A 13,688-nucleotide genomic window follows, 5' to 3' on the forward strand; every position below is an offset into this window, starting at 1 on the left:
TTAGTTGGCTGGCAATGGCGGTGGCGTCAACGGGCCATCATCTGGGGTTACATCAATCACAGGATTTTCTGCAACATAGACTTTTGGCGGCTGAGGTTCACGACCTTCCATGATGTCACGGATTTGATCACGATCAATAGTTTCCCATTCCATCAAGGCTTTGACCATCGCATGGGCAACATCTTTTTTACTTTCCAAGATATCGCGTGCGACTTTATATTGCTCATCCAGAATTCGGCGGATTTCACGATCGACTTCTAACTGGGTCGTTTCAGAAATACTGCGGCTACCAATACTGCCCATAAACGATTGCTGTGCATCTTCTTCATAGACCATGACGCCCATTTTGTCAGACATACCGTATTTGGTCACCATCGCACGTGCCATTTTAGTTGCACGTTCGAAGTCGTTTGAAGCACCTGTCGACATTTGGTTAATGAAGACTTCTTCAGCAATACGGCCACCAAACAAAATCGAAAGTTCATTCAACATTTTGTCTTTATAATGGCTAGTCTGGTCAAATTCAGGCAGCTGCCAGGTGACACCTAAAGCCCAGCCACGCGGCATGATCGTTACTTTATGCACAGGATCTGTACCTGGCAAGCTTTCAGCAACAATCGCATGACCTGCTTCATGATAAGCCGTCGCGCGACGCTCTTCATCACGCAGCACCATCGACTTACGCTCAGGACCCATATACAGTTTGTCTTTTGCATCTTCGAAGTCATGCATATCGACAGTGTTCTTGTTACGGCGTGCAGCGAATAAAGCCGCTTCATTCACCAGGTTAGCCAATTGCGCACCCGAGAAGCCTGGTGTGCCACGCGCAAGTACTTTAACGTCGACCCCTGTGACTGAAGGCAATTTCTTCAAATGCACATTCAGGATTTGTTCACGACCCTTAATGTCTGGCAAGCCAACCACAACCTGACGGTCAAAACGACCCGGACGAAGTAAAGCTTTATCCAGTACATCGGCACGGTTCGTCGCAGCAATCACGATAATACCTTCATTGCCTTCAAAGCCGTCCATTTCCACCAGCATCTGGTTCAGCGTCTGCTCACGTTCATCGTGACCACCGCCTGTACCTGAACCACGGTGACGACCGACTGCATCAATCTCATCAATAAAGATAATACATGGTGCATGACGTTTTGCCTGTTCGAACATGTCACGCACACGCGATGCACCAACACCCACAAACATTTCCACGAAGTCAGAACCCGAAATACTAAAGAATGGCACTTTCGCTTCACCGGCAATGGCTTTGGCAAGCAAGGTTTTACCTGTACCTGGAGGACCGACCATCAAAACACCACGTGGAATACTTGCACCGAGACGTTTAAATTTGGTTGGGTCTTTCAGGAAGTCGACAATTTCAACCACTTCTTGCTTGGCTTCATCACAACCGGCAACATCGACAAAAGTGACTTTAATCTGGTCTTCAGACAACATTTTGGCTTTAGATTTACCAAAACTCATTGGGCCGTTTTTACCACCTGCACCGCCACCCATGTTGCGCATAAAGAACATGAATAACAAAATGATTAAAAGCACAGGGAAACTTGCAATAAGCAACTGCATGAGCAAGCCTTGACGTTGTGGTGCTTCACCTTCGACCACAACATTATTTTTAATGAGGCTTGGCATCAGCTCAGGATCCTGAACTGCCGGACGAATACTTTCAAACTCTGAACCGTTTGATTTTTCGCCACGAATTCTTTCGCCGTCAATAACAACTTGTTTAATTTGGCCAGCATTGACCGCGGCAACAAACTCTGAGTAGTTCATTGTAGTCGGTTGATTGCGGTCACTGACGTTGCTGAAGATTAACACCAGCACACCCAGTATCACGAGCCACAATACGGCATTCTTAAAAAGATCGCTCAAAGCTTTATTCCCATTCCAATCTAATTTGATCATGCCCTGTTCAGGGTGACCTTAATACTTAAGCTGTAAATTAACTTACAATTATCTGAAAACGTACAAAATGCACAATTTTTAACGACTTGGCAAGTAGACTTATTTTAAAGCCTTCTTGCGTCCCTGCCCGATCAGGAAAACTTCTTTAGAGCGAGCACGTGATGCCAAGGGTTTAGATGTTTTCAGAATATCAAAACTATCAACCACTTGCTTACGGAATTCATCAAAACCTGAGCCTTGGAAAACTTTTACCACAAATTGACCTTTAGGGCCTAGCACCTTATTGGCAAAATCCAGTGCAAGTTCACACAAGTAAATCTGACGCGGTTGATCTACAGCCTTATTACCTGATGTATTGGGGGCCATATCTGAAATTACAACGTCTACAGTACGACCATCTAAAATTTCTAGCAGTTTTTGGAAAACTTCTTCTTCACGGAAGTCACCTTGCAGAAAAGTGACATCTGGTAAAGCATCCATTGGTAAAATATCAGATGCAATCAATAAACCCTTATCGCCAACAAGTTTACCGGCAATCTGTGACCAGCTGCCTGGCGCTGCGCCCAGGTCGACCACAGTCATACCAGGTTTAATGATTTTATACTTTTCTTGCATTTCTAAGAGCTTATATGCTGCACGCGCACGATAGCCTTCCTTTTGTGCCTTTTTCACATAAGGATCGTCTAAATGCTCTCTCATCCAATCACGACTACTTTTAGATAACTTTTGGTTGGTAATGCGTGTAGCCATAACTCTCTAAATAAAAAAATGTCTCATTATATTAATTGTACGTGAAAAAGACTTATTTTGCAGTATACATGTGTATCTAAATCTAAGGCTTTTGCTCTCTCCGTGGACAGATTGAATATGATTATTTCCTGATAATTTACAGCGTTTATTTTTTGCTTTTGCTATACTAAGCCGTTTTAAAATTCAGGTTATCTCTCATGGCGGCTTTATCTATTCAGGAACGTAAGCGTTTACGTCAAATCGGACATACACTTAACCCAGTCGTGATGCTAGGTGACAAAGGTCTGACGGAAAATGTCATCGAAGAATTAGCGCGTGCTTTAAACGATCACGAACTGATTAAAGTTAAAATTGTCGCTGAAGATCGTGAAGCGCGTGCAGCGCTGATTGCTGAAATTTCAGAAGCGACTGGTGCTGAAGTGGTTCAAACTATTGGTAAAATTGCACTTCTTTATAAGAAAGCGGCAAAACAGAACCAAAAATTGTCCAATCTTGTTCGTTTCGCTCATTTGTCTAACTAAGTACAGGACTTATGGCAAGTTACGAACTTAGCGCATTTGATCGCCGTTTTCAGGCCATCTCTCTGGTTGCTGCCATTGAACAGCAAGGTCCATGTAGTTTAAATGTGGGCTTCTGGATCCGCGATCCCAATCATTACATCCTGTGGCCAGACATGGTAGCTGCACATCCCCGTCAGGATTTCTTGTGGGAACAGACCTGCTTTGAAATTTTTATTGGGGTTCAGGGTGAAGATTTTTATCGTGAGATTAATCTCTCCCCTTCTCAGGCCTGGCAGGCTTATCAATTTGAAGAATACCGCTATCCTGAAGATATGCCACCACAAGCTGCAGATGATATTGAGCTGAATCAGCTCAAACGTACCCATTATGGTCTCAATGTCAGTGTGGATCTGACCGATTTTATGGCAACACATAAACTCAAATGGGAAAACTTGTTCCTGGGTTTATCTGCTGTTTTAAAAACCTCGCAAGGTGACCAGTACTACGCGATGCAGCATAGTAGTCCTCAGGCAGATTTTCATAATAAACGTGACTGGTTGCATGTATTTTAGATCAATCAAACCTGTATATCCTCTGTCTGAATCTGTAATAGGCTGATAAAACGTGAGACTTGAAGTCTCACGTTTTTGTTTGTCTCTAGACAAAGTAGTTAGCTGTGTATGGTTATTTTGCATTTTCTTGTTTTTGAACATCTTAGAGTAGCATTTTAATGAGGTAACTGATGCTGGCTCCGAATGGCTTTCACTGCAGCATAAAGAATAAAAGTAAAAGTGAGTACCATGAGCAGAACAGTCCCCAAAACCAGCCCCAGTACGCCCAAACATAACACAATCACACCCAGATAAAGTATGCGCCCCAAGCCGCTTTCCAGATTAAGCAGCATAATCAATATCAATAAAACAAGCACACCTACCAAATAATGCCGTGGCATCGTAACCCCTTCTGATTATTATTGTGAGTCCGTTTTGCTACATAAAGACAAAGGAGAACATGTGATTGTTCTCCTTTTAAAGAGCAGCCTTTCAACGCAGTTTAACTTTTCAGCTCAGGCTTTTTGTCTGAACTTTCTGCTTTCACTACCGGCTTGACTTTTTTCAGCACTTCAATGGTGCTGTCTTTAGAACGTTTTAAGGTATCGGTCAAATGCTCTTTATGTTTGGTCGAAATCTGACTGACATCCTCTTTCAGTTCCTTGCCCAGACTGGACAAGTCTTCGATCACTGCATTGAATTCTGTTTTGATAAAGCTCTTCAATTCAGTTAATTCTTTTTGTGAACCGAAGATCTGCTCCTTTAAAGTGTCAATTCGCTGCAACACTTCCTGCTTAAATTGGCGCAATTGTTCCTGTACGGTATCGGTCAATTGCTTGGCTTCAACTTCAAGCTTTTCTTTACTTTCTTCGATGCTTTCAAGTGCTTGATCTTTCGCCTCTACTGCTACTTTTTCAAGCTTCTCGGCAGTTTCTGCCACGACGCTCGGGCTGGCTTTTTTGGATTGGGTAGATTTTGATGCTGTAGTCATTTGTCTTGTTCCTATTGTTATATTGACTGAGCTATATTAGTAGACTTGATAAAATTTAAGATTTGATTTGTCTGACAATTATTAATTGCTTACATTTTTTCATCCTGTTTACAAAACAGACTTCCATTCAAAAAGCAAGGCATTTATCTTATACTTTCGCTGCAAAGCCATTGGACTTCAAGCATCATTCTGCGTATAATGCCGTGTTAAGTTCAAGCGAGCAGACATAGGAGGGTAGGTTTAAAAATTAGCCTTCCTTTTTTTTCGTCTTCTCGCTTTTTTACAGCCTAAATTTCAGGAGCTTTGGTTTGAGCACCCCAGCAATTTTAGCCCTTGCCGACGGAACTATCTTTAAAGGTACTTCGATTGGCGCATCGGGTAGTACGACTGGTGAAGTCGTTTTCAACACTGCCATGACTGGCTATCAAGAAATTTTGACTGACCCGAGTTATGCACAGCAACTTGTGACACTGACTTACCCGCATATCGGTAACACAGGCTGCAATGAAGAAGACGCTGAATCAGGTCGTATTCATAAAGTTTGGGCCAACGGATTGATCATTCGTGACCTGCCTTTATTGCACAGTAACTTCCGTTCAACCCAATCATTAGCTGAATATTTGGTACAACACAATGTTGTGGCAATTGCGGATATCGACACGCGTAAATTGACACGTATCCTACGTGACAAAGGTGCGCAAAATGGCTGTATCCTTGCTGGCGAAAATATCACTGAAGCAGAAGCGCTTGAAAAAGCACGTGCCTTTAGCGGTTTAAACGGTTTAGACCTGGCAAAAGAATGTTGCGATCCTGAGGGCTTTGAGTGGACTGAAGGCTCTTGGGCATTAGGCAAAGGTTTCTCTCAACCTGAACTTAAATTCCATGTTGTTGCATACGATTACGGTGTCAAAACCAACATCTTACGTATGCTCGCAGACCGCGGTTGTAAACTGACTGTGGTGCCTGCGCAAACTCCTGCTGCTGACGTACTTGCTCTGAATCCAGATGGTGTGTTCCTCTCGAACGGCCCTGGCGATCCAGCTGCATGTGACTACGCAATTGAAGCTGTAAAAACAATTGTAGAAACCACTGAAATTCCAGTATTTGGTATCTGTCTGGGTCACCAGATCCTTGCACTTGCAAGTGGCGCCAAAACACTAAAAATGCCTCACGGTCACCACGGTGCCAACCATCCTGTGCAAAACCTTGAAAATGGTACAGTGATGATTACTTCTCAAAACCACGGCTTCGCAGTTGATGAAAGCAACCTGCCGGATGTATTGCGTGTAACGCATCGCTCACTGTTTGATGGTACTAACCAAGGTATTCATCGCACAGACAAGCCTGCGTTCAGCTTCCAGGGTCACCCTGAAGCAAGCCCTGGTCCACATGACTGCGCACCATTGTTCGATCATTTCATCGAACTTATCGAAGCATCTAAGAAGTAATTAAGGAAGCATCATGGCTAAACGTACTGACATTAAAAGCATCTTAATTATTGGTGCGGGTCCGATTGTCATCGGTCAGGCATGTGAGTTTGACTACTCAGGTGCTCAAGCATGTAAAGCCCTTCGTGAAGAGGGCTACCGCGTTATTTTGGTCAACTCGAATCCGGCGACCATCATGACCGACCCTGCAATGGCAGACGCAACGTATATCGAACCGATTACCTGGCAAACTGTTGCACAAATTATTGAGAAAGAACGCCCAGACGCAGTTCTTCCCACCATGGGCGGTCAAACTGCATTGAACTGTGCCCTTGCCCTTGATGAGCACGGCATTCTAGAAAAATACAATGTTGAATTGATCGGCGCGACCAAAGAAGCGATTGAAAAAGCTGAAGACCGCAAACTCTTCGACCAGGCAATGCGTAAAATTGGTCTTGAATGTCCAAAAGCAGATATTGCCGAGTCAATGGAAGAAGCTTTAACTATTCAAGCACGCTTCGGCTTCCCTGTGATTATCCGTCCATCATTCACGATGGGTGGTTCAGGCGGCGGTATCGCATATAACCGTGAAGAGTTCATTGAAATCTGTGAACGCGGTTTCGATCTTTCTCCGACCAAACAGTTATTGATTGATGAATCTTTAATTGGCTGGAAAGAATACGAGATGGAAGTTGTTCGTGACAAAAATGACAACTGTATCATCGTATGTACCATTGAAAACTTTGATCCAATGGGCGTGCACACCGGTGACTCCATCACTGTTGCGCCTGCACAAACGCTGACAGATAAAGAATTCCAGTTACTTCGTAATGCATCTTTAGCTGTACTTCGTGAAATTGGCGTAGAAACAGGCGGTTCAAACGTTCAGTTCGGTATCAACCCGAAAGACGGTCGTATCGTTGTGATCGAGATGAACCCACGTGTTTCTCGTTCTTCTGCCCTTGCATCTAAAGCAACGGGTTTCCCGATTGCGAAAATCGCGGCGAAACTGGCTGTAGGTTATACCCTTGATGAGTTGAAAAATGACATCACGGGTGGTACAACACCGGCTTCATTCGAACCTGCGATTGACTACGTTGTAACGAAAATTCCTCGCTTCAACTTCGAGAAATTCCCGCAAGCAGATGCAACTTTGACGACTCAGATGAAATCTGTCGGTGAAGTCATGGCCATTGGCCGTAACTTCCAGGAGTCTATGCAAAAAGCGCTTCGTGGTCTTGAAGTCGGTGCTTCTGGCTTCGATGAAAAAATCGAAATCGGTGCTGAAGGTGCGAAAGATAAAATTCTTCAAGAACTTAAAGTGCCAGGTCCTGAGCGCATCTGGTTCATTGGTGATGCATTCCGTCACGGCTTTACACTTGATGAAGTATTTGCTGCAACCAATATCGACCCTTGGTTCCTGATTCAAATCGAAGACATCATTAAAACTGAAGAACAGATTAAATCTTTAGGTTTTGGTGATTTGAACGCGGACAACATCCGCAGCTTCAAACGTAAAGGTTTATCGGATCTTCGTATTGCAGACTTGATGGGCATTTCACAAAAACAATTCCGTAAACACCGTTGGAACCTGGGCGTAACCCCTGTTTACAAACGTGTCGATACATGTGCTGCAGAATTCGAATCTGATACAGCATACATGTACTCAACTTACGATGAAGAATGTGAAGCAAATCCATCAACGCGTGACAAGATCATGGTGATTGGTGGCGGGCCTAACCGTATTGGTCAAGGCATCGAGTTCGATTACTGCTGTGTACACGCAGCGCTTGCAATGCGTGAAGATGGTTATGAAACCATCATGGTCAACTGTAACCCTGAAACGGTTTCTACAGATTACGACACATCAGACCGTTTGTACTTCGAACCAATCACATTGGAAGATGTGCTTGAAATCGTACGTATCGAGAAGCCTAAAGGCATTATCGTGCAGTACGGTGGTCAAACACCTTTGAAATTGGCTCGTGCTTTGGAAGAAGCCGGTGCGCCAATTATCGGTACATCTCCAGACGCGATTGACCGTGCAGAAGACCGTGAACGCTTCCAGCAAATGATTCAGCGTCTGCAACTTCGTCAACCGAACAACAGCATTGTAAAATCTGCTGAAGAAGGTATGGCTGAAGCAGCGAAAGTTGGCTATCCACTCGTTGTACGTCCATCATACGTTCTTGGCGGTCGTGCCATGGAAATCGTCTATAACGATGACGAATTGAAACGCTACTTACGTGATGCAGTTCAAGCATCAAACGAAGCACCGGTTCTTCTTGACCGCTTCCTTGATGACGCGATCGAAGTTGACGTGGACTGTGTATCTGACGGCAAAGACGTTGTGATTGGCGGTATCATGCAGCACATCGAACAAGCGGGTATCCACTCTGGTGACTCAGCATGTTCGATTCCTCCTTACTCGCTTTCTCAAGAAGTACAGGACGAAATGCGCCGTCAAACTGTTGCAATGGCAAAAGAACTGGGTGTAATCGGTTTGATGAACGTTCAGTTTGCAGTAAAAGGCACTGACGTTTACATTCTGGAAGTGAACCCACGTGCATCACGTACTGTACCGTTCGTTTCTAAATGTATCGGTGAGTCTTTAGCAAAAGTTGCTGCACGTTGTATGGCAGGTCAATCTCTAGAATCTCAAGGATTCACTAAAGAGATTATTCCTCAGCACTTCTCTGTAAAAGAAGCGGTGTTCCCATTCAACAAATTCCCGGGTGTTGACCCAATCCTTGGCCCTGAGATGAAATCGACTGGCGAAGTCATGGGTGTTGGTAAATCATTTGGTGAAGCGTTCTATAAAGCTGTATTAGGCTCGAACGATCGCTTACCAGGTAAACCAACTGAAGGCGAAGTAAAACATGCGTTCCTGTCTGTTCGTGATTCAGATAAGCCGCATGTCGCGCGTATCGCTCAGCAACTGGTAGACTATGGCTTCAAGTTGCTTGCAACGGGTGGCACATACAGCGTGATTACTGAAGCGGGTATTGCATGTGAACGTGTGAATAAAGTAACCGAAGGCCGTCCTAATATCGTGGACCGCTTGAAAAATGGCGAAATTCACCTCATTATCAATACATCTGAAGGTAAACAGGCTCAGCAGGATTCGTTCTCGATCCGTCGCTCTGCGCTACAAGGTAAAGTGTATTACACTACCACCTTGAACGGTGCTGATGCTGTATGCCAAGCTTTAGCAATCAAATTGCCAATGGATGTATATCGCTTGCAAGACCTAACTAAAGGTTAATTAAGTTTCCAAGAAGTCCCGCTACCTTCTTGGTGGCGGGCTTTTTTTTATTTATAGATTTTATATCTTTCAACTGACTTTTGAGGGACAACATGCAACGTTATCCTATGACTCCTGAAGGCAAAATTGCCTTAGAGAAAGAATTACATCAACTGAAAACCGTTGACCGTCCTCGTATCACGGCTTCGATTGCGGAAGCACGTGAACACGGCGACTTAAAAGAAAATGCAGAATATCACGCAGCGCGTGAACAGCAAGGCTTCTGTGAAGGCCGTATTCAGGACATCGAAGGGAAACTGGGCGCTTGCCAGGTCATTGATGTGAAAGAACTTGAGCAATCAGGTCGTGTGGTTTTTGGTGTGACAGTGACAATTGAAAACCTGGATACTGAAGAGCAAAAAACTTACAAGATTGTAGGCGATGACGAAGCAGACTTTAAGATCAACAAGATCTCTGTGAACTCACCAATTGCACGTGGTCTTTTGGGTAAAAACGAAGGCGATGATGTGAAAATTACGACACCAAATGGTGAAGTTGAATACGAAATTGTGAAAGTTGAATATATCTAAGCTTTAGATATTTACAACAATTAAAGCCCCTCAATTGAGGGGTTTTTTATTGCAAAACTATTGATTTAGCTTTAATTTATGAGCAAATAATAAAATAGATAACAAAAAATGGATGATCGCTTCATACACGCTTTTTACTATGCACTTGGCGGTTTGATCCTTGGTGTTGCCATCGCGATCAACTGGTCATACTTCATCGACACGCATACCAGTTCTGTCGTCATTATTTCAACCACGACACTCAGCTGCGCAATTCTGGGCTTTCATTTTCCCAATTGTATTGCTCGTATTTTTAGTATCTTTTGGAATTTGTTCAGATAAAATTTTTCATAATTTCAATCATATTCCTCACCCCCTTGTACACTCAGTACATATTCTGAGGATGTTATTCCACAGGGATACAAAGCCATCATTACAAATCAAAACTCACAATAAAATTGCCTTTCCTTTTAAGAAATAAAGAACACTACTCGACAAAGGAGAGGCCTTATTTAAGAATCCCACTTTTTCAAAGGGGGACTTTTGTTTGCTATAATCCCCCCACCTTCAAAACGCCATATACGCATGTCTGAAAAGTTAATTAATTCCCCTGTCAAACACTGGTGTGAGTTTGAATTCATCTCAAAAACAGTGAGGAATCCGAACATTCATATTAAGGGGAATTATTCTTACTATTCCGCTTATTGGGATCAAGGGTTTGAGCGTTGTGTTGTGCGTTATCTACATGACAAGTCCTCTACTCCAGATAAACCCATTGATCAGCTCTATATCGGCAATTTTGTCTGTTTTGGCGCAGAATGCGTGATTATGATGGGTGGTAATCAATTACACCGTACCGACTGGATTTCAGCCTTTCCCTTCAATACACGCAGTTTTGTGCCTGCTGGCGATACACTCATTGGCGATGGTTGCTGGATTGGCTCACGTGCCATGATTATGCAAGGTGTAACGCTTGGCGAAGGTGCTGTGGTGGCAACAGGTGCCGTGGTCACCAAAGATGTTCCATCATACGCAGTGGTCGGTGGCGTGCCTGCCAAAATTATTAAATATCGTTTTCCTAAAGCAGATATAGAAAAACTGCTTTCTCTTAAACTCTATGACTTAGATGAAAAGCATTTTTTAAAAATGCGTGAGCAGTTGCAAACGGATGATGTTGAAAGTCTAGTTCGTTATCTTAAAATCCCCTGAAAAAATGGAATTATTTTTGTTAAACAACTTTTAACAGTCTTATTATTTATTATTACGGATCAACTTGTCAGCACATAATAAAAACTGCTAAGTCTATCTAAGGCCCTTCACTCGTATAGATTTCAAACCAACAATAAATGGCAAAGCTTGACCACTTCAAAGAATATTTTTTGATTTTCTATAATGGTGACAAATTTGACTAGAAGTTCGGCATACAGGTTGATTAAATTTTCCAGTGATACGTCTAATTAATTACACGCTAGATGCCTGCAAGATTTTTCTTATATACAAAAAAATGGACTAAGTAATTTTTTTCTTAGTCCATTTCTACTTTATCTATTGAGATTAAAATTGTTTGGTGATACCAAACCAAGATTCAACATCATTGCGTTCTTCCATGCTGCTTGGTTTATCACTAAATGGGAAACCAACTTGTAAGGCGGCTGTCCATTTTGAAGCAGTAGACAAGTTTAAACCAAAACCGGCACTGTGAATACTTTCCTGATTATCACCTGAGAATCCACGCCATGTACTGGCTTGACGTTTAACAGTAGCGGTATCGACAAACACTTTACCACTTAGCTGATTATACCCACTTGTATATAAATTACGTTTTAATTCTGCTAAAGCATAATATCCGGTTGATCCACTCAAAGCACTATGCTGATACCCAGCAATACCATTGGTGCCACCTATACTGAATTGCTGTGCACTATCTAGGTTATCTGGACTATATTGTGCCTGGAGTGCTGTATATAACTGCGTGCCTGATGTACCTAAATTCTGTAAGCGAGACACATTGACAGAAACTGCCACAAAATCGCCTTCAGTTTTGGCAGTGGCTTGATCATACGCTAAAGCAGCTTGATTTTTAAATGTCACATGTCCAAAATCTGATGCCACACCAAACTGTGTCAAGCCACCACCGGCAAATTTGTCTTTTTGCAGAACATCCAGACGAATTTGCCCCACATGAATATCACGATGACGATATGAATCAACCAGGGTAATATCATCTTCTAAACGCTTAAAATCATATTGCACACCTAGCATCACTTCTGCATTACGACTAAATAATACAGGGTGACTTAACCAAAAACTGGCTTGCTGCGCATCCCCAATCGCATCTAAGGCTTTATATTCTTTGTCTAATTCATAATCAAGGATCGAGTAACTTGCACCTAAACGTGTACCCAAACCGTTAACTGTAGCCTCGTAACCTAGACGGCCATAATTTAAGTGACCTGAAGTCATCGCATTAACATTTAAGCGGTCGCCAAAACCAAGTAAGTTATTGACAGCCAGCCCTGTATTACCACGTATTTCACGTGTGTATTCGTTGCCATAGTTATCCAAACCGATATAACCAGTAATTTTTTGGTCTTCTTGGATATGTATAGTCAAATCACTGGTTCCGGGATAACGCCCAGCACTTATCACATTCTGGATTTTCACCCCATTTAAGCGACTTAAAATCATTAGTTGCTGCTGTAAAGCAGCTGATTCAATAATATCTCCCGATTGTAAAGGAGATAAAATCTGTTCAATTAACTCATCAGAGGTATTAGTTTGATTATTAATCTGGATACGGTCATATTTTGCTTCCAGAATCCCAATAGTCACCTGCCCTTGAGATAGATTTTGTGCAGGCAAATAAGCACGACTATAAGGGTAACCCTTCTGCTGATAATAAGCGTTTAAAGCCTTGGTTAATTTTTGCAAATCAGCCAAGCTATAAATCTGTCCTTCGGCATCTTTTACAATTTTGTGTAATTCTTCTGTCGCAATACTTTCATTGCCTCGGATCACAATTTTTTCAATTTCAACTTGCTGCTGTGAATCAATTGATCCTGTTTGCAACTGTTGAGACACTTCAATATTTACGTCCGCTTGAGGAAAATATGGTTGTACAGTCTGTTGCTGAAGTAATTGACCAGCATCAGGAACTGTATTTGCCAAAACAGGAAAACTACTAACCGCCAAACTACTGATTAGTAATGTTTTTTTAGAATACAACATTATTTAAAATTCCCCGTTAAAGTTTGGATTCCATCCATATTTATACCATCACCTACGATTTCTATTTCAATATGAGTAGATCGCTGTGATTGGCTTTCTGACTGATCAAGTACAGGTGCAAATTGAATTGCACGTTGATATTCAATTAAATTTAAGCCATTTGAATTAGTTGGCTCTTCCGGATTCGCTGGCTCGTCTGGAGTCGCTGGCTCTTCTGGAATTGTCGGTTGCTCTGGAGTCGTTGGCTCGTCTGGAGTTGTCGGTTGCTCTGGAGTCGCTGGCTCTTCCGGATTCGTTGGCTCATCTGGAATTGTCGGTTGCTCTGGAGTTGTTGGCTCTTCCGGAGTCACTGGCTCTTCTGGAATTGTCGGTTGCTCTGGAATTATTGGCTCTTCCGGATGCATTGGCCCGTCTGGTGTTGTCGGTTGCTCTGGAGTCGTTGGCTCTTCCGGATTCGTTGGCTCATCTGGAATTGTCGGTTGCTCTGGAGTCGTTGGCTCTTCCG

Annotated in this window: 11 protein-coding genes and 1 pseudogene; 6 read left to right on the forward strand and 6 right to left on the reverse strand. The window is 42.8% G+C overall.

The genetic code is table 11. From position 1 onward, the window contains the following. On the reverse strand, window positions 1-1,890 hold the full coding sequence (gene ftsH, locus FTV48_RS02220; RefSeq protein ID WP_100355633.1) for an ATP-dependent zinc metalloprotease FtsH: 1,890 nt from the start codon (window positions 1,888-1,890) through the stop codon (window positions 1-3). Between the two features lie 132 nt (window positions 1,891-2,022). Next, a complete protein-coding gene (gene rlmE, locus FTV48_RS02225) occupies window positions 2,023-2,673 on the reverse strand; it encodes a 23S rRNA (uridine(2552)-2'-O)-methyltransferase RlmE (RefSeq protein ID WP_005097715.1) in 651 nt (216 codons plus the stop codon). 197 nt (window positions 2,674-2,870) lie between these two features. Here rlmE and yhbY point away from each other — a divergent pair, with 197 nt between their 5' ends. Then, window positions 2,871-3,194 carry a ribosome assembly RNA-binding protein YhbY gene (gene yhbY / locus FTV48_RS02230; protein WP_005097716.1) on the forward strand — a complete coding sequence of 108 codons (324 nt, stop codon included), beginning with the start codon at window positions 2,871-2,873 and terminating at the stop codon, window positions 3,192-3,194. Between the two features lie 11 nt (window positions 3,195-3,205). Beyond that, complete coding sequence (locus tag FTV48_RS02235; protein WP_005169863.1) at window positions 3,206-3,745, forward strand: DOMON-like domain-containing protein; 540 nt, start codon at window positions 3,206-3,208, stop codon at window positions 3,743-3,745. A gap of 155 nt (window positions 3,746-3,900) precedes the next feature. Here the strand turns inward: FTV48_RS02235 and FTV48_RS02240 are convergent, their stop codons facing one another. Together FTV48_RS02240 and FTV48_RS02245 are read right to left on the reverse strand one after the other, a co-directional pair. Next, on the reverse strand, window positions 3,901-4,125 hold the full coding sequence (locus tag FTV48_RS02240) for a hypothetical protein (protein WP_005169862.1): 225 nt from the start codon (window positions 4,123-4,125) through the stop codon (window positions 3,901-3,903). 101 nt (window positions 4,126-4,226) lie between these two features. Then, window positions 4,227-4,715: a hypothetical protein gene (locus FTV48_RS02245; RefSeq protein ID WP_159516100.1), complete on the reverse strand. Its 489-nt coding sequence runs from the start codon at window positions 4,713-4,715 to the stop codon at window positions 4,227-4,229. A 308-nt stretch (window positions 4,716-5,023) separates the two neighbouring features. On the opposite strand from FTV48_RS02245, the gene carA reads away from it, so the two are divergent. The 4 genes from carA to FTV48_RS02265 all read left to right on the forward strand — a co-directional run bounded on the left by carA (window position 5,024) and on the right by FTV48_RS02265 (window position 11,164). Next, window positions 5,024-6,163, forward strand: a complete 1,140-nt coding sequence (carA, locus tag FTV48_RS02250) for a glutamine-hydrolyzing carbamoyl-phosphate synthase small subunit (protein ID WP_005097721.1) — start codon at window positions 5,024-5,026, stop codon at window positions 6,161-6,163. Window positions 6,164-6,176: 13 nt separating this feature from the next. After that, window positions 6,177-9,407 (forward strand): carbamoyl-phosphate synthase large subunit, encoded by a 3,231-nt coding sequence (gene carB, locus FTV48_RS02255; RefSeq protein ID WP_005097722.1) that lies wholly within the window; start codon window positions 6,177-6,179, stop codon window positions 9,405-9,407. 92 nt (window positions 9,408-9,499) lie between these two features. Beyond that, window positions 9,500-9,976 (forward strand): transcription elongation factor GreA, encoded by a 477-nt coding sequence (gene greA / locus FTV48_RS02260; RefSeq protein WP_005097724.1) that lies wholly within the window; start codon window positions 9,500-9,502, stop codon window positions 9,974-9,976. Between the two features lie 564 nt (window positions 9,977-10,540). Then, window positions 10,541-11,164, forward strand: a complete 624-nt coding sequence (locus FTV48_RS02265) for a CatB-related O-acetyltransferase (protein ID WP_100355631.1) — start codon at window positions 10,541-10,543, stop codon at window positions 11,162-11,164. Window positions 11,165-11,509: 345 nt separating this feature from the next. On the opposite strand, the gene FTV48_RS02270 is transcribed toward FTV48_RS02265, so the two are convergent. Further along, on the reverse strand, window positions 11,510-13,183 hold the full coding sequence (locus FTV48_RS02270; RefSeq protein WP_100329097.1) for a ShlB/FhaC/HecB family hemolysin secretion/activation protein: 1,674 nt from the start codon (window positions 13,181-13,183) through the stop codon (window positions 11,510-11,512). After that, a pseudogene (locus FTV48_RS14835) lies at window positions 13,183-13,688 on the reverse strand (hypothetical protein); the annotation flags it as partial. The gene FTV48_RS02270 and the pseudogene FTV48_RS14835, both read right to left, overlap by 1 nt.

The organism is Acinetobacter sp. YH18001 (assembly GCF_013416975.1).
In the GTDB taxonomy this organism is placed as follows: Bacteria; Pseudomonadota; Gammaproteobacteria; order Pseudomonadales; family Moraxellaceae; genus Acinetobacter; species Acinetobacter pseudolwoffii.